Annotated in this window: 16 protein-coding genes; 11 read left to right on the top strand and 5 right to left on the bottom strand. The window is 73.5% G+C overall.

The annotated features are described in order from the left end of the window. Positions 1-69: 69 nt before the first annotated feature. Positions 70-1,479: a dipeptidase gene (locus OYE22_RS10080; RefSeq protein ID WP_277320087.1), complete on the top strand. Its 1,410-nt coding sequence runs from the start codon at positions 70-72 to the stop codon at positions 1,477-1,479. 256 nt (positions 1,480-1,735) lie between these two features. Beyond that, entirely contained in the window at positions 1,736-2,668 is a 933-nt protein-coding gene (nudC, locus tag OYE22_RS10075) for an NAD(+) diphosphatase (RefSeq protein WP_277320086.1), read from the top strand. 144 nt (positions 2,669-2,812) lie between these two features. Here nudC and OYE22_RS10070 read toward each other — a convergent pair whose 3' ends face one another. Beyond that, positions 2,813-3,055, bottom strand: a complete 243-nt coding sequence (locus tag OYE22_RS10070; protein ID WP_176163963.1) for a mycoredoxin — start codon at positions 3,053-3,055, stop codon at positions 2,813-2,815. A 160-nt stretch (positions 3,056-3,215) separates the two neighbouring features. On the opposite strand from OYE22_RS10070, the gene OYE22_RS10065 reads away from it, so the two are divergent. The 4 genes from OYE22_RS10065 (at position 3,216) to OYE22_RS10050 (ending at position 6,823) form a co-directional block, all read left to right on the top strand. Further along, entirely contained in the window at positions 3,216-5,516 is a 2,301-nt protein-coding gene (locus tag OYE22_RS10065) for an ATP-dependent DNA helicase UvrD2 (protein WP_277324073.1), read from the top strand. Between the two features lie 145 nt (positions 5,517-5,661). Next, positions 5,662-5,994: a hypothetical protein gene (locus tag OYE22_RS10060; RefSeq protein WP_277320085.1), complete on the top strand. Its 333-nt coding sequence runs from the start codon at positions 5,662-5,664 to the stop codon at positions 5,992-5,994. A gap of 143 nt (positions 5,995-6,137) precedes the next feature. After that, positions 6,138-6,506: a WhiB family transcriptional regulator gene (locus tag OYE22_RS10055; protein ID WP_176163965.1), complete on the top strand. Its 369-nt coding sequence runs from the start codon at positions 6,138-6,140 to the stop codon at positions 6,504-6,506. After that, the gene (locus OYE22_RS10050; protein WP_277320084.1) at positions 6,503-6,823 is read left to right on the top strand and encodes a hypothetical protein; all 321 of its coding nucleotides are present in this window, start codon (positions 6,503-6,505) and stop codon (positions 6,821-6,823) included. Before OYE22_RS10055 ends, OYE22_RS10050 begins: the two co-directional genes overlap by 4 nt. 869 nt (positions 6,824-7,692) lie before the next feature. Here the strand turns inward: OYE22_RS10050 and OYE22_RS10045 are convergent. Next, entirely contained in the window at positions 7,693-9,123 is a 1,431-nt protein-coding gene (locus OYE22_RS10045; protein WP_277320083.1) for an AarF/ABC1/UbiB kinase family protein, read from the bottom strand. A 74-nt stretch (positions 9,124-9,197) separates the two neighbouring features. Continuing rightward, complete coding sequence (locus OYE22_RS10040) at positions 9,198-10,361, bottom strand: TOMM precursor leader peptide-binding protein (RefSeq protein ID WP_277320082.1); 1,164 nt, start codon at positions 10,359-10,361, stop codon at positions 9,198-9,200. Between the two features lie 506 nt (positions 10,362-10,867). On the opposite strand from OYE22_RS10040, the gene OYE22_RS10035 reads away from it, so the two are divergent. From OYE22_RS10035 to OYE22_RS10020, 4 genes are all read left to right on the top strand, one after another. Continuing rightward, complete coding sequence (locus OYE22_RS10035; protein ID WP_277320081.1) at positions 10,868-11,449, top strand: M48 family metallopeptidase; 582 nt, start codon at positions 10,868-10,870, stop codon at positions 11,447-11,449. A 397-nt stretch (positions 11,450-11,846) separates the two neighbouring features. Next, a complete protein-coding gene (locus OYE22_RS10030; RefSeq protein WP_277320080.1) occupies positions 11,847-13,652 on the top strand; it encodes a TerD family protein in 1,806 nt (601 codons plus the stop codon). An 11-nt stretch (positions 13,653-13,663) separates the two neighbouring features. Continuing rightward, a complete protein-coding gene (locus tag OYE22_RS10025; protein ID WP_277320079.1) occupies positions 13,664-14,347 on the top strand; it encodes an AIM24 family protein in 684 nt (227 codons plus the stop codon). Between the two features lie 13 nt (positions 14,348-14,360). Then, positions 14,361-15,125: an AIM24 family protein gene (locus OYE22_RS10020; protein ID WP_277320078.1), complete on the top strand. Its 765-nt coding sequence runs from the start codon at positions 14,361-14,363 to the stop codon at positions 15,123-15,125. A gap of 224 nt (positions 15,126-15,349) precedes the next feature. Here OYE22_RS10020 and OYE22_RS10015 read toward each other — a convergent pair whose 3' ends face one another. Further along, on the bottom strand, positions 15,350-15,889 hold the full coding sequence (locus OYE22_RS10015) for an NUDIX hydrolase (RefSeq protein WP_277320077.1): 540 nt from the start codon (positions 15,887-15,889) through the stop codon (positions 15,350-15,352). Then, positions 15,886-17,358 (bottom strand): zinc-dependent metalloprotease, encoded by a 1,473-nt coding sequence (locus tag OYE22_RS10010; RefSeq protein WP_277320076.1) that lies wholly within the window; start codon positions 17,356-17,358, stop codon positions 15,886-15,888. Before OYE22_RS10010 ends, OYE22_RS10015 begins: the two co-directional genes overlap by 4 nt. A gap of 191 nt (positions 17,359-17,549) precedes the next feature. Here OYE22_RS10010 and OYE22_RS10005 point away from each other — a divergent pair, with 191 nt between their 5' ends. Beyond that, on the top strand, positions 17,550-18,692 hold the full coding sequence (locus OYE22_RS10005; protein WP_348652197.1) for an SDR family oxidoreductase: 1,143 nt from the start codon (positions 17,550-17,552) through the stop codon (positions 18,690-18,692). The last annotated feature ends 93 nt before the right edge of the window (positions 18,693-18,785 follow it).

The following is an 18,785-nucleotide window of genomic DNA, read 5'->3' as shown; positions in this document are numbered from 1 at the left end:
AGCGAGGCCGTGCGCGGGGGCGCGGAACCGTGGCGAGCCGGGCCGCCCGGGGCGGATAGGCTCGTCATCATGAGCACCACCCCGGACGACGCTGTCCGCGCCTATGTCGAAGCCCACCGTGCCGCGTTCCTCGACGACCTCGCCGCATGGCTGCGCATCCCCTCCGTATCGGCCGACCCCGGCCGCGCCGGCGACGTCCGGCGCAGCGCCCAGTGGCTGGTGGACAAGCTGCTGGCCACGGGTTTCGTGACGGCGGAGGTCTGGGAGACCGAGGGCGCCCCCGCGGTCTTCGCCGAGTGGCCGTCCGGGGACCCCGAGGCGCCCACCGTGCTGGTCTACGGCCACCACGACGTCCAGCCCGCCGCGTTGGAGGACGGCTGGCACAGCGAGCCGTTCGAGCCGCGGGTCCACGACGGCAAGCTGTACGCGCGGGGCGCGGCCGACGACAAGGGACAGGTGCTCTTCCACACGCTCGGCGTCCGCGCGCACCTGGCCGCGACCGGCCGCAGCGCGCCCGCCGTCAACCTCAAGCTGCTCATCGAGGGCGAGGAGGAGTCCGGGTCGCCGAACTTCCCCGACCTCATCCGCTCCCGCGCCGACCGACTGCGCTGCGACGCGGTGATCGTCTCCGACACCGGCATGTGGTCCGCCGACACCCCGACGGTCTGCACCGGGATGCGCGGCCTGGCCGACTGCCAGATCGATCTGTACGGGCCTGACCAGGACATCCACTCCGGTTCCTTCGGCGGCGCCGTCCCCAACCCGGCCATGGAGGCCGCCCGGCTCGCCGCCGGGCTGCACGACGCGGACCTGCGGGTGGCCATCCCCGGCTTCTACGACGGGGTGGTGGAGCTGACCGACCGCGAGCGCGAACTCTTCGCCGAGCTGCCGTTCGACGAGGCGCGGTGGCTGCGCACGGCGCACTCGCACGCCACCTTCGGCGAGGCCGGGTTCTCCACCCTGGAGCGCGTCTGGGCCCGGCCGACCGCCGAGGTCAACGGCATCGGCGGCGGCTACCAGGGGCCGGGCGGCAAGACCATCGTCCCCGCCAGCGCCCAGCTCAAGCTGTCCTTCCGCTTGGTGGAGGGACAGGACGCGGAGAAGATCCAGCAGGCGGTGCGGGAGTGGGTGGCCGGGCGGCTGCCCGCCGGCATCCGGCACGAGATCACCTTCTGGGGCGCGACCCGCCCCTGCCTGACCCCGCTCGACCACCCGGCGCTGCGTTCGGTCGTACGGGCCATGGGCCGCGCCTTCGACAAGCCGGTGCGCTTCACCCGCGAGGGCGGCTCGGGCCCGGCGGCCGACCTGCGCGACGTGCTGGACGCGCCCGTGCTGTTCCTGGGCATCTCGGTGCCGTCAGACGGCTGGCACGCCCCGAACGAGAAGGTCGAGCTGGACCTCCTGATGAAGGGCGTCGAGAGCGCCGCCTACCTCTGGGCCGACCTCGCCGAACACTGGAAGGTGCCGGTGGCCGGGTAGCGGGCCGGCGCCCGGTCGCACGGGGCGCGGGGGCCCCGGGCGGGACCGGGGGCGCCGCCCGGAACGTGGGGCCGAGGCGCTCGCGCGGGCCGCGCGGCCAGGTCGGGACCGGGGCGCGGCCGGGACCGCGCGCGTGGTCGGTGTGGGCCGGGGCCGGGGCGGCCCGGGGACACACGCGCGCCGCGCCAGAACGTTTCGCCGAGCCGGGAAGAGAGCACAGCCATGAACCGTTCACATAGGGGGAGTTGGAAGTAACGTGACCACCTGGACCGAACGACCCAACGGCCACTCGATCCCGCTCACGGCCCCGAGCGGCGTGGACCGCGCGGCCCACCACCGGCTGGACGAGGCGTGGCTGGCCGCCGCCTGGAGCCACCCCACCACCCGCGTCTTCGTGGTCTCCGGCGGCCAGGCCCTGGTGGACGACACCCCCGACGGCCGCACGGAACTGGTGATGACGCCGGCCTTCGAGGCCCCCGTCACCGAGACCCACCGCTATTTCCTGGGCACCGACGCCGACGGCGTGCGCTACTTCGCGCTCCAGAAGGACGCGCTGCCCGGCCGCATCGATCAGTCGGCGCGCCCGGCCGGGCTGCGCGAGGCGGGCGCGCTGCTCTCCGAGCGGGACGCCGGCCTGCTGGTGCACGCCGTCGCGTTGGAGAACTGGCAGCGGCTGCACCGCTTCTGCTCGCGCTGCGGCGAGCGGACCGTCATCGCCGCGGCCGGCCACATCCGCCGCTGCCCGGCCTGCGGCGCCGAGCACTACCCGCGCACCGACCCCGCGGTGATCATGCTGGTCACCGACGACCAGGACCGCGCGCTCCTCGGTCGCCAGGTGCACTGGCCCGAGGGCCGCTTCTCCACGCTGGCCGGCTTCGTCGAACCGGGCGAGTCCATCGAGCAGGCCGTCGTCCGCGAGGTGGCGGAGGAGGTCGGCGTGACCGTCGGCGACGTCGAGTACGTCGGCAGCCAGCCCTGGCCCTTCCCGTCCAGCCTGATGCTCGGCTTCATGGCGCGCGCCACCACCTCACAGATCCAGGTGGACGGCGAGGAGATCCACGAGGCCCGCTGGTTCTCCCGCGACGAGCTGCGCGCGGCCTACGAGTCGGGCGAGATGCTCCCGCCGTACGGCATCTCCATCGCCGGCCGGCTGATCGAACTCTGGTACGGCAAGCCGCTGACCCCCTGACCCGCCTGGCCGCCCGCCGCGGCCGGCCCGGGCCTCTTCCCCCGCGCTGAACGCGGATCGCCGGGGCACCCCCGTGGGGGCACCCCGGCGATCCGGGCACGCGCGCCGGCACCACGTCGAACCGGGCCGGCTACGAGCGCGCGATCAGGCGCCGATCTTCTGCTTCACCTGCGCCAACGACGGGTTGGCGAGGGCCGAGCCGTCCGGGAACAGCACGGTCGGAACGAGCTGGTTGCCGTTGTTCACCTGCTCCACGAACTTCGCCGACTCCGGGTCTTGCTCGATGTTGATCTCGGTGTACGCAATTCCCTCGCGGTCCATCTGGCCCTTCAAACGGCGGCAGTAGCCGCACCAGGAGGTGCTGTACATCGTCACGGTGCCCGACATCGGTCCTCGCGCTCCTTCGGCTTGGCGTCGCGTGATTACGGTCGTACAACGCGCACTCACCCTCCGCCATTCCCGCCCGCCCGACCCACCTCCCGGGCTCTCCCCGCCGAGGCTCCGCCGCCACGGGCAGACCGGCCACCCGCGTCGCCATCATCGGTTCATCCGACCGCAACCCTTGGGCTGTGGACAACCGGGACGCCCCCGTCCCCGCACCTGGCAGCATGGCGGGGTGACAGCAAGCAACGCACCCCTCGCTTCCGGCGGCGGACACCCCACCGCGCTCTTCCCGAGCGCCCCGGACTCCGCCGACGCGGTGCTCGACGGCCTCGACGCCGAGCAGCGCGAGGTCGCCATGGCCCTGCACGGCCCGGTGTGCGTCCTCGCGGGCGCGGGCACGGGCAAGACCCGCGCCATCACCCACCGGATCGCGTACGGGGTGCGTGCGGGCATCCTCCAGCCCGCCAGCGTCCTCGCCGTGACCTTCACCAACCGCGCGGCGGGCGAGATGCGCGGCCGGCTGCGCCAGCTCGGCGCGGGCGGCGTGCAGGCGCGCACGTTCCACTCGGCGGCGCTGCGCCAGCTCCACTACTTCTGGCCGAAGGCGATCGGCGGCGAGATGCCCCGGCTGGTCGAGCGCAAGGCCCAGCTCGTGGCCGAGGCCGGCGCGCGCTGCTCCATCCGCCTCGACCGCAACGAGCTGCGGGACGTCACCAGCGAGATCGAGTGGTCCAAGGTCACCCAGACCGTCCCCGAGGAGTACCCGGCCGCCATCGCCAAGTCCCCGCGCGAGGCCCCCCGCGACCCGGCCGAGACCAGCCGGATCTACGCGATGTACGAGCAGCTCAAGCGGGACCGCGGAGTGATCGACTTCGAGGACGTGCTGCTGCTCACCGTCGGCGTCCTCCAGGACCGGCCCGACATCGCCGACCAGGTGCGCGGCCAGTACCAGCACTTCGTGGTGGACGAGTACCAGGACGTCAGCCCGCTCCAGCAGCGCCTGCTCGACCTGTGGCTCGGCGACCGGGACAGCCTGTGCGTCGTGGGTGACGCCAGCCAGACGATCTACTCCTTCACCGGCGCCACCCCCGACCACCTGCTCCACTTCCGCACGCGCCACCCGTCGGCCACCGTCGTCAAGCTGGTCCGCGACTACCGCTCCACGCCCCAGGTCGTCCACCTGGCCAACGGCCTGCTCGCCAGCGCGCGCGGCCGCGCCGCGGAGCACCGCCTGGAGCTGATCTCCCAGCGCGACCCGGGCCCCGAGCCGGGCTACGCGGAGTACGCGGACGAGCCCGCCGAGGCCGAGGGCGCCGCCCGCCGCATCCGCGAACTCCTCGACACGGGCGTCCCCGCCAGCGAGATCGCCGTCCTCTACCGCATAAACGCCCAGTCCGAGGTCTACGAGCAGGCGCTCGCCGACCAGGGCATCGCCTACCAGTTGCGCGGCGCCGAGCGGTTCTTCGAGCGGGCCGAGGTGCGCGAGGCCGGGCTGCTGCTGCGGGGCGCGGCCCGCGCGGGAGGCGCCGCGCCGGGCATGGAGGACGCCGACACGGCCTCCCAGGTGCGCGCCGTGCTGAGCACCCGGGGCTGGGCGCCACAGCCCCCGGCGGGCTCGGGCGCGGTCCGGGACCGCTGGGAGTCGCTGGCGGCCCTGGTGCGGCTCGCGGAGGAGTTCGTCCGGGCCCGGCCCCAGGCGACCCTGCGCGACTTCGTGGTCGAGCTGGACGAGCGGGCCGCCGCCCAGCACGCCCCCACCGTCGAGGGCGTGACGTTGGCCTCACTGCACGCGGCCAAGGGCCTGGAGTGGGACGCGGTGTTCCTGGTTGGGCTCACCGAGGGCATGCTGCCGATCAACCACGCCCGGAGCGACGAGCAGGTCGAGGAGGAGCGCCGCCTGCTGTACGTGGGCGTCACCCGGGCCCGCCGCCACCTCACGCTCTCGTGGGCGCTGTCCCGCTCGCCCGGGGGCCGCCCCTCCCGCCGACCCAGCCGCTTCCTGGACGGCCTGCGCCCCGGCTCAGGCAGCGCCGCCCCGCGCCGCTCGGCGGCCCTGGGCGCCACGGCCACCGGCGGCGTGGAGCGGGGCACCGGCCCCCGCCGCCGGCCCCGGGGGCCGGTGCGCTGCCGGGTGTGCGGTCGGTCACTGACGGACCCGGGCGAGATGAAGCTGATGCGGTGCGAGGACTGCCCCTCCGAGCTTGACGAGGGGCTCTACGACCGACTCGTCGAGTGGCGGGCGGAGCAGGCGGCCCAACTGGGTCAGCCCGCGTTCTGCGTCTTCACCGACAAGACCCTGCTCGCCATCGCCGAGGCGGCCCCCGACTCCGAGGCCCAGCTCTCCGCCATCCCCGGGGTCGTGGCGTGTAAGCTCCGTAAGTACGGCTCTGACGTGCTCGCACTCTGCGCCGGAGAGGATCTCGCGGGCCGGGACGAGCCCGGGAAAAACTCGTCGAAAAAATAGTTTGCGCGTGCGGAGGGCGTACCCATAGCCTTCCGAACACGGAGACAGCGGGCCTTCCGAGATCCGATGGATTCGTGTTGTACTGACCTTCCTGGGCTGGTCCTGACGGACGAGCCCCGAGACGCCGAGAGGAGGCGAAGACCAAATGATCACCTTGATTGCCACCACCAAACTGACCGATCGCTCGGTCGTCGCCGCCTGCCCGCTCGGCTTCTCCCTGCAGGGCACCGGTGTGTCCGTCGGCGTGCCCAGCCTCGGCCTGGCCAGCTTTGGCACCTCCGCCGTGCGCACGGAATCCCTGGCGACCCTCCCAGTTCGGGAGCTCGGTATCGAGCGACCGATCCAGGCACCCGCAGTGGCAGCAGTGGCACAGGCCGAGACCTACGCCATGGCAGCGGCTAATGGTGCCGAAAACCAGACGAAGCACCACCAGATGTGGGCCTCTCGCGGGCTTGAACCCTGGAGTGATCCAACCTGATCGGCGATCAGGTCGGCACCTTCCAGGGCCGCGAAACCCACACCGGGTTTCGCGGCCCTTTTGATTTGCCCTCCTGGCCGCCCAGGGGGGAGACGCAGAGCCCGGCCACCAGCCGGGCCAACACAGACGAGGAAGTCACCACCGTGCAACTCAAGGCGCACACCCCGTCCGTCGCGACCGACCTGATCCCCCCGCCAGACCCCTCGGAGGACTCCTTGACCCCGGCCCCGCTCACCGCTCTGACCGAGTTGGATGACGCCATCGAAAGCCTTGGCGAAGCCGTGCCCTGTCGTTCGTACGACCCGGAGGTCTTCTTCGCCGAGTCGCCCGCCGACGTCGAGTACGCCAAGTCGCTGTGCCAGACCTGCCCGCTGCGTGAGGCGTGCCTCGCCGGGGCGAAGGACCGGCGCGAGCCGTGGGGCGTCTGGGGCGGTGAGCTCTTCGTGCAAGGCGTTGTCGTAGCTCGGAAGCGGCCCCGTGGCCGCCCGCGCAAGAACCCGGTCGTGGCATGAGCACCCCCGGAACCATCGACCGCCCCGCGACGCACGACCCCAAGAAGCAGGACCCGACGATGCCAACCACCGACGAACCGACCCTGGTTCACCCCCCACGCAACACCACCGACGCGCCCGAGGCGCGACAGAACAGGACCCGCGAAATGCAACTCATCCCAGAAGCCTTGGCTCGTGCCCATATGCACGAGCGCCTGCACGAGGCTGAGTCCGAACGCAGGGCCGTGCGCCTTGCCACCGCCCGCCGCATGCAGCGTCGGGCCGAGCGCGCGTCGTTGCGCGCCCGCCGTGCCCTGGCCATGGCGGTCATGAACTGAAGGGCTGTCGGCCGGTGAACGGTCGGTAGTCCGCGGCGATCGACCGTGGCCTTGGCCGGAGGAAGGTCCCTCCGATGTCGCACCACGACCGAGGACGAGCGATCGCCAACCCGCAACAACAACGAATAGTGCCGAATTCTGGGGGCGGGTCCGAGAGGACCCGCCCCCAGCGCGTTTTCACTCGGCTCATCAGGGGGCGCGTTGGTCCCGCCGCTCGCCACGGGCGGAGTTATCGTCAGCGAGTGGACCAGACGTCACGTGAACCGATGCCGCCCGACGGCGAATCCGTCCGCTGCGCCCACTGCGGCGCCGTGGCTTCCGGAACGCCCCCGACATGGAGTTGCTCCGTCGAGAACGGCGTCCGTCATTACTTCTGCGAAGCGTGTGCTCGCGAGAACATCAGAGCCATCGAGGGACGACTCGACTCGGCTTGGTGGTAGCCCGGATCGTTCCCCAAGCTCACCGAGGCCTCGCAGGGTGGCAGGTGGTGCCGTGGGGTGGCGTGGGCTGGGAGTTGTTGAAGCGCGCACCGGTGCTTCGGCGGGGTCGCGGGATCCGGACGGAGGACGGCTGGCGAGGACGGAGTCGTCTGGCCGGAGTCGTCCGGCTCGCTATGTGCGAAGGCGAAGGCGAAGGCGAAGGGCCGGCGGTGGCGGGGGCGTTGGGGTCTCGACGCGGGTCGCGCTACCGGTCCCGCCCAGGGCCGGGGCAGGGGTCGAGGTCGGGGACTTCCGCGCCGTGGTCGGTGAGGCGGCGCGCGGCTGAGGCAGCGCCCGGGCTGGGGCAGCGCCTGGGCGAGGCGGGTCTGGCCGAGGCGGTCAGGTGGTCGGCCGGCCCGGGGCGGGGGCCCGGGCCTGAACCTGGGTCGGTCAGGCCGAGGTCTCCTCCGCGATGTCGTGCTCCAGCGCTGCCGGGGCGTCCTCCGGTGCCGGGACCGCCGACTCGTCCTCGGCTGCCTCGTCCGCGACCGCGAACCCGGGCACCCACGCCTCGATCTCGTCCCGCATCCGCACCGTGGCGCCGAGTTGGGACAGCACTCCGATGGTGCTCATGCTCACCCGGTGGATCAGCAGGTAGGAGGGCGGCAGGTTGAGCTGTCGGCCCAGGTCGTAGGCGGGCGAGCGGCGGTCGGCCAGGGTGGTCGCCTGGCCCCGTATCCACTCCCGGGTGAACGTGAACTCCTCCTGCTGGGCCGGCTCGATGATCGGGAGCAGGTAGTCCATGAGCGCCTCAGAGTCGAGCTGGAGGTCCGGCTTGATGAACCCCTGCTCGCGCAGCAACTCCTGCACCTCGTCGCCCTCGCCGTCGAGCAGCATCCGCAGCGTGACGCCGATGTGCGGCGGCAGGCCGTCGGGCAGCCGGTCCACCGTGCCGAAGTCCATGACGCCCAGCTTCCACAGCTCCGGCGGCCCGTCCTCCGCGTCACCCACGACCAGGCGGAAGTTGCCCGGGTGCGGGTCGGCGTGGAGCAGCCCGGTGCGCGCGACGCCCGAGAACAGGAACAGGGTCAACAGTTGCCCCGCCCGGTCGCGCTGCTCCCGCGTACCGTTCGCGATCACCTCGGAGAGCGGTATTCCCTCCATCCACTCGGTGATCAGTACCTGGTCGGACTGGTGGACCACACCGGGGACGGTGAAGTCCGGGTCGCCCTCGAACTCCTCCGCGTAGGTGCGCTGGGCCTCGGCCTCCAGCTCGTAGTCCAGCTCCTCGGACACCCGGTCGCGCAACTCGGCGATCAGCGGCTTGACCTCGATGCCCGGCACCAGGGGCCCGAGCAGCCGGGAGAGGCGGCCGAGTTGGGTGAGGTCGGAGAGCAGCGCCTCGCCCGCGCCCGGGTACTGCACCTTGACCGCGACAGAGCGCCCGTCGTGCCAGATGGCCCGGTGCACCTGGCCGATGGAGGCGGCCGCGGCCGGCTTGTCGTCGAACTCCAGGAACAGGTCGCGCCAGTCGTCCCCGAGCCGGCTCGCCAGCGCCGCGTGCACCGAGCGGGTGGGCATCGGGGGCGCGGCTTCCTGGAGCTTGGTCAGCGCGGCCCGGTACGGCTTGGCGATCTCCTCGGGGAGCGCGGACTCGAAGACCGACATCGCCTGTCCGAGCTTCATGGCGCCGCCCTTGAGCTCGCCGAGCACCTTGAACAACTGCTCGGCCGTGCGCTGTTGCAACTCTCGTGCGACGATCTCCGCCGGCCGGCCACCGATGCGCTTGCCAAGGCCCCAGGTGGCCCGGCCCGCGAAACCCAGTGGCAGTGCGGCCAGCTTGGCGGTGCGGGTGACCGCCTTGCGGGGTAGATCAGACATGCGCCCCTCCAACTCCAACTGAGTTCCCCCGGGGCGGACCCCAGGCCCCCGTCGTCCACCCAGCGGACGCCGGTCTACCCGGACATTGTCGCCTGCGACCCTTCACTGTTCGATGAATATCCCGCAACCGAAGCGGTCATCGTGGCGCATGCGCAGTCCGGGTGCGGCGCGATGGGCCGCAGGTCCCAGGCTAGTCCCGGCAGTGTGAGCTCCAACCGGGCCCCCACGCTGGGCGGCGCCCCACCGTCGAGGAAGGCCAGGGCCTGCGCCGCGGCCAGCCCGGCCACCGTCGTCGCCAGCGCCGCGTCGCAGGCCGGGGCGGGCGCCCGACGGCCCGACTGCCACTGGGCCAACAGCCGGGGCCAGCCGGGCTCCCGCTCCGCGCGCCGGATGGCCATGCACGCCGCGCAGCAGGTCGCCCCCGGCACCACGAGGGGGCCGACCACCCCGGTGCCCTCCAGCACCCCGGCGTACAGATGCGGGGTCCCCGTGGTGATCAGCGGCTCGGCGGTGTCCGGCTCCGGGGCGTACACCCCCAGGCCGTCGCGCGGGGCGAGCACCACCAGGCTCAGGCCACGGGGCTCGGTCGGGGCACGCGGCGAGCGGCGTGCGGGGGCCGCGCTCCGCACCAGGCGGCGGGCCGCCGCGTCCCGGCGCTCCCCGACCTGGTCCGGTGCGGTGCCCGCCGGCAGCACGTCCCACGGCTCGACGCAACCGCCGTCCTGCACGTCCACCTGGCCGACACCGGACGCCGACAGCAGGGCCGCCACCGCCGCCCCGACGCGGCCGGCGCCTTGGACCCGCACGCGCGCGGCCCGCCTGGCCCCCAGCAGCCGCAGCCCGGCATCCGGCTCCGGGTGGCGCACCGACAGGGCCGCGAGATCGGCCCGCAGGCGCTCCATCGCCCCCGGGTCGTCCCGGACGAGTGCGGCCGGGCCCTCGCTCGCCCACGGGTCGTCGATCACCCCGGCCGCGACGAGGCGGGCCACGACGGCGTCGGCCCGTCCCTCCGGCAGGCCCATCGCCCGCGCCTCCTGGCGCAGCAGGGGCAGCCCCCGAGTGCCGTCGAGCAGGCCGATGAAGCTGGCGGTCGCCGTGTCCAGCGGGCCGACCACCACGGCATGGGCCCGGGCGATGCCGAGCTGCACCGTGTCCCGGGTGCGCCACGCCCGGCGCAGCGCAGGCTTGAGCCGCGGATGCGAGGGCAGCTCCACCGTCTCGCTGGTGGGCGGCGCCATGTCGGAGGGCGACCAGCCGGCGTCCCCCGCCGCCGGCCGGCCCGCTCGCGAACCCGACGGCGGGGTCGGGGGCGGGGCCGCTTTCGGCCCGACCCTTCTCCGGGGCGGCCGTCCCGGAGTCGCCGCGGGTCGCGAGGCGGTGGTGCGGGGCAGAGTCGGGTGCGTGGAGCGCATGGTGGTTCCCCTCTTTCTCGGCCTTCGGGCGGGCAGGACGGGTGTCCGGGCGTCTTGTCGTGTGATCGCCGTGGTGATCTCCGTGGACCCAGCATGGACAGTCCGTGCGGTCGCCGTCGGAAGTTATCCACAGGGGTCCGCGATAGTCGTACAAGCTGCTCGGACGGGTGGGTGGTTCGATCGCCATCCGCGTGCGGGGCGGGACTTCGCGTACCGCTAGCGGGTAACGTCGAGGCGTGCCCGCCGACCCATCCCCTCGCTTTTCGTCGAGAGCCCGCCCGGGTGAGGGTTCCTCCAGCGCGAGCTGGGGGAGTGCCGCCGGGGAAACCCCGTTGCAGAGCGTTCCCAGAGCCAACCGCCTCCCTCCTGGCCCCCAGCGGCGCGACCCGCAGGCGAGCGCCGTCGAGATCAGGCGGAGCAGCCGGCGGCGCCGGACGGTCTCCGCCTACCGCGAGGGCGATCGCACCATCGTGTTGCTGCCGGCCCGCATGTCGGAGGCGGAGGAGCAGCGCTGGGTGGGCGTGATGCTCGACAAGCTCGCCGCGCAGGAGAGCAAACGGATGCTGGGCGACGCCGACCTGGCGGCCCGCGCGGAACTCCTGTCCGAGCAGTACCTGGCGGGGCGGGCCACGCCGAACACGGTGCGCTGGGTCACCAACCAGAACACCCGCTGGGGGTCCTGCACCCCGGCCGAAGGCAGCATCCGACTCTCGCACCGGTTGCAGGGCATGCCGGAGTACGTGCTCGACTACGTGCTGTTGCACGAGCTGGCCCACCTCCTGGTGCCCGGCCACGGGCCCTCGTTCTGGCGACTCCTCGACGCCTATCCCCGTACGGAACGGGCGCGGGGCTACCTGGAGGGCGTCGTCGCGGCGGGGCGGCTGCCGCACCTGCCCGAAGCGCGCAGCGAGTAGCGCGCCCCCGTCGTCCATCGCGCGCTCCCTCCTTCCACCCCGAGGCGTCCCGGTGAGGTCCCGGTCGAAGGCCGTCGCTCGCCCGCCCGGGGCCGATGCGCGTCCCGCCGGGCCGTGACGCCGCACCCTTCGGAACGCCCGGGTACCGGCCGGGTGGGAACCGCGAGGGCGGAGGGATTCGTCTCTCGGGTCACTGTCGCCGGACACGGGCGTCGCCGCTCCGTTCCCGGGGGCTTCCTCCCTGTTTTTGGGGGATGTCCCCGTGGCCGTGGGGCGCGCGGCAGGGAGGTCGCGCCCCAGCGGGCCCGGTCGCCCCGGTATCCCCCGTCCGTGTCGTCAGCGGTTAGCCTGACGCGCAACGCACTCACGGTTTCGGGATGGGGGACGGTCGTTACGTATGGCCAGGGAATTCCAGCGCGGCCACAAGGCCAAGATCAGCGATCTGACGGCGGGGAGGGACCTGTACGTCGGCGTGCAGATCGCCGGACCCGGGCTGTCCTTCGACATCAGTTGCTTCGGCCTCGACGGCGATGAGCGACTCTCCGACGACCGTTACTTCATCTTCTTCAACCAGCCCAAGTCGCCCGAGGAGGCGATCCAGCAGCTCGGCGCGCAGGCCGGGGACACCGAGTCCTTCCGGGTGACGCTCGACAGCATCCCGTCGCACATCCAGAAGCTGTCGTTCACCGCGACCATCGACGGTGCCGGGCAGATGTCGCAGGTCGGGCCCGGGTACATCCGCATCGTCGCCGGTGGCGAGGAGGTCGCGCGGTACGCGTTCACCGGCGCGGAGTTCAGCACCGAGCGGGCGGTGATGCTCGGCGACTTCTACCTCAAGGACGTCTGGCGGTTCGCCGCCGTCGGCCAGGGCTTCGACGGCGGGCTCGAAGCGCTGCTCAAGAACTTCGGCGGCGAGGTCGCGGAGGAGGAGCCCGCCCCGGCGCCCGCGCCGGCGCAGGGCGCCGCCCCCGGCTTCGCGCCCCCCGGCGGCCAGGCAGCCTCCGCCGCACCCGCACCCCTGCCCGCCCCCGCGCCCAGCTTCGGCGCACCCGCCGCCAGCCCGTCGCAGGCCCCCGCGCCCCAACCCCCGGCGCCCCAGCCGCAGGCCCCCGCCCCGCAGCCGTCGGCCCCCGCGCAGCCGCAGGCGCCGATGCACTCGGCCCCGACCGTGGTCGCGCCCCTCACTCCCCCCGGCGGCCCCGTGCCGCCCCCGGCCCAGCCCGCCCCGCCGCCGGGCTACCCCGGCCAGCCGGCGCCGTACGGCACGCCGGGCGCTGGTCAGGGCGCGCCCGGGCAGTTCGCGCCGGGCCAGCCCGCGCCGCCGCAGGCCCCGTACGGTCAGCCGCAGGGCCAGCCGGCGCCCTTCCCCGGCCAGGCGGGACCCGGTCAGCCCGGCGTCCAGGGCTACCCGGGGCAGCCCGCGCCCGCTCCGTACGGGCAGCCGCAGCCGGGTCAGCCGCAGGGCTACCCGGGGCAGCAGCCACAGCCGGGCCAGCCGCAGGGTTACCCGGGACAGGGCGGCGCGCCCGGTGGTCCGGCGGGCGCCGGCGTGCAGGCCGCGCTCGCCAAGTACCGCGAGGCGCCGACCGGTCAGCGCTGGACGCCGCAGAACCCCCGCCTGGTCCGGGTCGACCTCGGCATCGGTGGGCAGCCCGTGCTCGCCAAGCAGGGCACGATGGTGCTGTACCAGGGCAAGGTCGACTTCAGCTACAAGGGCGCCGGGTTCCGGGGCCGCGTCGTCGGCAACGCGACCGGCCAGGAGATGCAGCTCATGCGCTGCACCGGGCAGGGCCAGGTGTTCTTCGCGGAGAACGCGGCCGAGGTGCACCCCATCGAGCTCCAGGGTGACGCGATCTGCGTCTCCGCCGAGAACGTGCTCGCCTTCGACGAGTCGCTCCAGCACGAGGTCCGCCGCATCGAAGGGCACGGCATCCCCGGCGGCGCCCTGTTCACCATGCAGTTCCAGGGCACCGGGACCGTGATCGTCAAGACCCAGGGCACGCCCGTGGTGCTTCCCGTCACGCCCACCACGTTCGCCGACAGCAACGCCATCGTCGCCTGGTCGGCCGCCGCGCAGGTGATCATCTCCAGCCAGGTGCGGCTGCGCCGCAACGCCTTCCCCGGCCACAGCGGGGAGGCCGTCAACCTCCAGTTCCGGGGCGCGCCCGGCAACTTCATCGTCGTCCAGCCCTACGAGGTCTGAGGGAGCCCGTCATGAACCAGCAACTGCTCTCGGGCTACGCCCCGACCCCCGTCACCGCGCGGATGGAGAACCACGGCAGCAGCATGCTCAAGGTCGCCATGCAAAGCGGCCAGGACCTGTTCGCCCGCACCGGCTCGATGGTGGCCTACGAGGGCTTCGTCCAGTACGAGCCGAACCCGCCCGCCGTGCGCCAGATGGCCTCCCAGTGGCTGACCGGCGAGGGCGCGCCGCTGATGAAGTGCAGCGGCGACGGGCTCCTCTACCTCGCCGACTACGGCGCCGACGTCGTCTGCGTCAACCTGGCCGGCGACTCGCTCTCGGTCAACGGCACCAACCTGCTCGCCTTCGACGCGCATCTCCAGTGGGGTGTGCAGCGCGTCAAGGGCATGGCCAAGTTCGCGGGTCAGGGCCTGTTCAACGTCGGCATCTCAGGTACCGGTTGGGTCGCCCTGACCTCGCGCGGTACGCCGATCGTGGTGGACTGCGGGCGTGGTGAGGACGAGACGTACGTCGACCCGGACGCCCTGGTCGCCTGGTCGACCAACCTCAAGATGAAGGGGAAGCGCAGCTTCAAGGCGTCCTCGATGATCGGCCGGGGCAGTGGCGAGGCGTACCAGCTCGGCTTCTCCGGCCAGGGCTTCGTCGTGGTCCAGCCCAGCGAGGACAGCACTGACCGGCTCCGGGCGCGGGGCTGAGGGGGAAGAAGACATGCAGAGTCCGCTCTTCGGCCACACCGAGTCCCAGTCGCAGGACCGCTACGCGATGCAGAACCCGCAACTGCTGCGGGTCTCCCTGACCGGCCACGACGACGTCCTCGCCCGCAAGGGTTCGATGGTCGCCTACCAGGGGCTCATCGAGTTCGACGGCGAGTACCAGACGCCGGGCCAGCGCCGCTCGCGCGCCCAGACCGGCGAGGGCCTCGACCTGATGCGCTGCTCGGGACAGGGAGTCGTCTACTTCGCCAACCTCGCGCAGTACGTGCACGTGGTGGACGTCGACCACGAGGGGCTCACGGTGGACAGCGCGTACGTCCTCGCGCTCGACTCGGGGCTGCACTGGGAGACCATCGCGGTGGACAGCCAGTTCGGCGTCTCCGGCTCGGGCAAGTACAACCTCAACATCTCGGGCCAGGGCAAGGTCGCGCTCATGACCTCGGGACAGCCGCTGGTGCTCCAGGTGACGCCGGACAAGTACGTCAACGCCGACGCCGACGCCATCGTGGCCTGGTCCAGCTCGCTGCGGGTCCAGATGCAGGCGCAGACCCACTCGTCGGGTGTGTGGCGACGCCGGGGCAACACCGGCGAGGGCTGGGAACTCAGCTTCCTCGGCCAGGGGTTCGCCCTCGTCCAGCCCAGCGAGTTGCTGCCGCCGCAGAACGCGGTGGTGGGGCAGGGCGCCGCGGCCCAGTTCGGCATGGGTCAGCAGGGGGCGCGCGGCCAGAACCAGGGCAACGTCTGGTCGAACAACCGCTGACCCCAGGCGCCCCCCGAGGCGAGCCGGCCCGGCGCCGCGCCGCCGGCTCGCCTCGTCCGCTGCTCAGGGGGCCGGGCGGGTGTCGTGTCGCGGCCGGTCGCGCGTCAGCGCGGGCAGCGGGCGCGCGACGGCCGGGTCAGGCCCCCCGCGCGCCTCGACCTCATCAACCGGCGTACGGCCGCGCCCCGGCCCGGGCCGTCGTGCCCCGGGGCGCGCGCCGTCGCTCACAGCAGTGCGCGGGTGCGCTCCACCAGACGTACCACCGAGTCGTCGGCCACCGCGGCCACCTGGTCGTAGTCGAACCAGCGCACGTCGAGAGACTCCTCGCTCACCGTGGCCCGCGCGTCGGCGGGCGCCAGCGCCGCGTACTGCACGTCCAGGTGCCAGGCGCACGGCGTGTGGTGCTTGTCCAGGCGCACCGGGCCGCCCGGCAGCAGGGTCAGCCCGGCGATGCCGGACTCCTCGGTCGCCTCGCGCAGGGCCGCCTCCGCGAGGGTGGCGTCCCGCGGCTCACAGTGGCCGCCCATCTGGAGCCACATCCGCAGCTTGCGGTGGAGCGTGAGCAGCACCCGCCCCCCGGCCGGGTCGATGACCAGGGCACTGGCCGTCAGGTGCCCGTCCCGGCACGCCTTCCACATCCCGTCCGGGTGCGCGGCCAGGTGCTCCGCGTACGCCGTCCGCAGCCGCTCCTGCTCCCCGTCGGGCGCCGGCCACTCGCGCAGCGCGCGGGTGGCCGCCGCGTGCAGCGTCGTCGGCGCCGTCACCGGCCGCGCTCGCCGCCGGCGTCGCCCTCGTCGCCCTGCTCGCCATCTCGCTGGTCGGTGGCCGGGTCGTCGGGGGCCGCGTCGCCCTTGCTGAGGTTCGGGCCGCTCGCCGCCTCGCCGAGCATCTTGTCCAGCTCGGAGAAGTCGAGCTGCTCGCGGTGGACGAACCCGTCCGGGTCGTCCAGGTCGGCGGCGGTGGGCAGCATGTCCGGGTGCTCCCACAGCGCGTCCCGGCCGTCCAGGCCGCGGGCGTCGGTGAGCGAGGCCCACAGCCGGGCCGCGTCCCGCAGCCGCCGGGGCCGCAGCTCCAGGCCGATCAGCGTGGCGAAGGTTTGCTCGGCCGGCCCACCGCTGGCGCGGCGGCGGCGCAGCGTCTCGCGCAGCGCGTCGGCGGACGGCAGGTGCGGCGCGGCGGCGGCGTGCACGACCGCGTCCACCCAGCCCTCGACCAGCGCCAACGCGGTCTCCAGCCGGGCCAGCGCCGCCTTCTGCTCCGGCGTGTCCTCGGGCTGGAACATGCCCTGCTGGAGCGCCTCCTGAAGCTGCTCGGGGTGGGTCGGGTCGAGCTGCCCGACCGCGTCCTCCAGCTTGGCGGTGTCCACCTTGATGCCCCGCGCGTACCCCTCGACCGCGCCGAACAGGTGCGAGCGCAGCCACGGCACGTGGGCGAAGAGGCGCTGGTGCGCCGCCTCGCGCAGCGCCAGGTAGAGCCGCACCTCCTCCTGCCGTACGCCAAGGCCCGCGCCGAACGCCTCGACGTTGGTCGGCAGCAGGGCCGCCTTGCCCGCGGGGCCGAGCGGCAGCCCGACGTCGGTGGAGCCGACGACCTCGCCGGCGAGCACGCCGAGGGCCTGGCCGATCTGGGTGCCGAACATCGCCCCGCCCATGGAGCGCATCATGCCGAGCAGCGGCCCGGCCATGGCCTGCATCTCCTCCGGCAGCACGTTGCCCATCGCCGAGCCGACCTGCTCGGCGACCGGGTCCACCAGGTCCTTCCAGACCGGCAGGGTCGCCTCGACCCACTCGGCCCGGCTCCAGGCCACCGCCGACGCCGCGCCCGACGGCAACGAGGTGACGCCGTCCAGCCACAGGTCCGCCAGGCGCACGGCCTCCTCGACCGCCGCCCGCTCCTTGGGGCCGACGCTCACGTCCTTGCTCTGGCCCTCGCCCTGCCCGGCCGCGCCGCCCTGCGCCACGGTCTGCCGGGCGATGTCCTTGGCCATGTCCCAGTTCACCGGGCCGCCCTCGTACGAGAGCATCTGGCCGAGCTGCTGGAAGGCGGCGCCCAGGTCGTTCGGGTTCAGCGAACCGAACATCGCGGCGAACGGGTTGTCCGCGCCGCTGCCCCCGCCGAAGCCGAACGGATTCGCGGGTCCCGGGCCACCGCCCTGGCTGTCCTTCTTCTTGCCGTCGTCGCCGTCCTCCGGCTCCTCCGGCGGAAGGCCAAATCCAAATGGGGTGTCACTCACGGGTTTCCTCGGCTCGTAGGGCCATCGGCTCGGGGCCGACGGCGACTGCCCGACAACACCACCAGCGTAGACACCCAGCCGCTATCAGGGCTCGGTGCTTCGCCGACCGGATGCCTGCGGCAGGATGGACAGCGCCTGGTACGTACGCGTCAGTTCTCTTACGTACAGAAGACAACCGCTGGAGCCGCCCGGTGAGTTCCCCAGATCCGACCGTTCGCGCAGCGCGAAACGATCCGCCCCCCGAGCATTCGGCCCGCCAGGAGCCGCCGTCGGCGCCCCTGCGGCGGCCCGTCGTGGCCGTCACGGGCGCCGCGTCGGGCGTCGGCGCGCTGCTGACCCGCAGGCTCGCCGAGTCCGACGAGGTCAAGCGGGTGCTGGCCATCGACGAGCGCCGGGGCGAGGTCGACGAGGCGCGCTGGCACGTCCTGGACGTGCGCGATCCCATCATCGCCGACAGACTGCGCGGCGCCGACGTCGTCGTGCACCTCGCCACCGACCTGGACCTGGAGACCGACGCCGAGGCCAGGACGGCGTACAACGTGCGCGGCACCCAGACCGTGCTGACCGCCGCCGCGGCGGCCGGGGTGCGCCGCGTCGTGCTGTGCACCTCCGCCATGGTCTACGGGGCGCTGCCCGACAACGACGTACCCCTTGCGGAGGACGCCGAGCTGCGCGCCACGGCCGAGGCCACCGGCGTCGGTGACCTGCTGGAGATCGAGCAGCTCGCCCGGCGCGCGCCCCGCGCTCACCCTGGCCTCAATGTCACGGTCGTACGCCCCGCGCTGCTGGTCGGCGGCACCGACACCGCCCTCACCCGCTACTTCGAGTCGCCCCGGCTGCTCGTGGTCGCCGGATCGCGCCCCACCTGGCAGTTCTGCCACGTCGACGACCTGGTCAGCGCCCTGGAGTACGCGGTGCTCGAGAAGGCCGAGGGCGAGCTGGCCGTCGGTTGCGACGGCTGGCTGGAGCAGGAGGAGGTCGAGGAGCTGTCCGGCATCCGACGCATGGAGCTGCCGTCGGCGGTGGCCCTCGGCGCCGCGTCCCGGCTGCACCGGCTCGGCCTCACCCCGTCCCCGGCGGGCGACCTCGCGTACACCATGCACCCCTGGGTGGTCAGCGGCAGCCGGCTGCACGACGCCGGCTGGCGGCCCCGGTGGACCAACGAGGAGGTGCTGGCCGAACTCCTGGAGGAGGTCGCGGGGCGCCGCACGGTGGCCGGCCGCCGGCTGGGCCGCAAGGACGCGACGACGCTCGGCGCCGCCGGTGCCACGGTCGCCCTGGTGGGCACCGCCGCGCTGGTACGCCGCGCGCGCAAGGCCCGCAGACGCCTCTAGCGGCGGCCCGCGGCGGCGCGCCGGGCCCGCGCGGGTCGGCCGGGGTGAGGGGCCCGGGTCGATGTCGCGGCCGGCGCGGGGTGGGGCACGATG

The organism is Streptomyces sp. 71268, from assembly GCF_029392895.1.
In the GTDB taxonomy this organism is placed as follows: domain Bacteria; phylum Actinomycetota; class Actinomycetes; order Streptomycetales; family Streptomycetaceae; genus Streptomyces.
The sequence above is the reverse complement of the archived record's forward strand: the minus strand, read 5'-3'. Positions and strand labels throughout refer to the sequence as shown.

Coding starts and splice junctions, on each gene's coding strand:
- OYE22_RS10060 (WP_277320085.1), top strand. CDS start 5,662: ATGATCACCTTGATTGCCACCACCAAACTGACCGATCGCTCGGTCGTC.
- OYE22_RS10020 (WP_277320078.1), top strand. CDS start 14,361: ATGCAGAGTCCGCTCTTCGGCCACACCGAGTCCCAGTCGCAGGACCGC.
- OYE22_RS10050 (WP_277320084.1), top strand. CDS start 6,503: ATGAGCACCCCCGGAACCATCGACCGCCCCGCGACGCACGACCCCAAG.
- OYE22_RS10045 (WP_277320083.1), bottom strand. CDS start 9,123: ATGTCTGATCTACCCCGCAAGGCGGTCACCCGCACCGCCAAGCTGGCC.
- OYE22_RS10080 (WP_277320087.1), top strand. CDS start 70: ATGAGCACCACCCCGGACGACGCTGTCCGCGCCTATGTCGAAGCCCAC.
- OYE22_RS10040 (WP_277320082.1), bottom strand. CDS start 10,361: ATGGCGCCGCCCACCAGCGAGACGGTGGAGCTGCCCTCGCATCCGCGG.
- OYE22_RS10030 (WP_277320080.1), top strand. CDS start 11,847: ATGGCCAGGGAATTCCAGCGCGGCCACAAGGCCAAGATCAGCGATCTG.
- OYE22_RS10070 (WP_176163963.1), bottom strand. CDS start 3,055: ATGTCGGGCACCGTGACGATGTACAGCACCTCCTGGTGCGGCTACTGC.
- OYE22_RS10025 (WP_277320079.1), top strand. CDS start 13,664: ATGAACCAGCAACTGCTCTCGGGCTACGCCCCGACCCCCGTCACCGCG.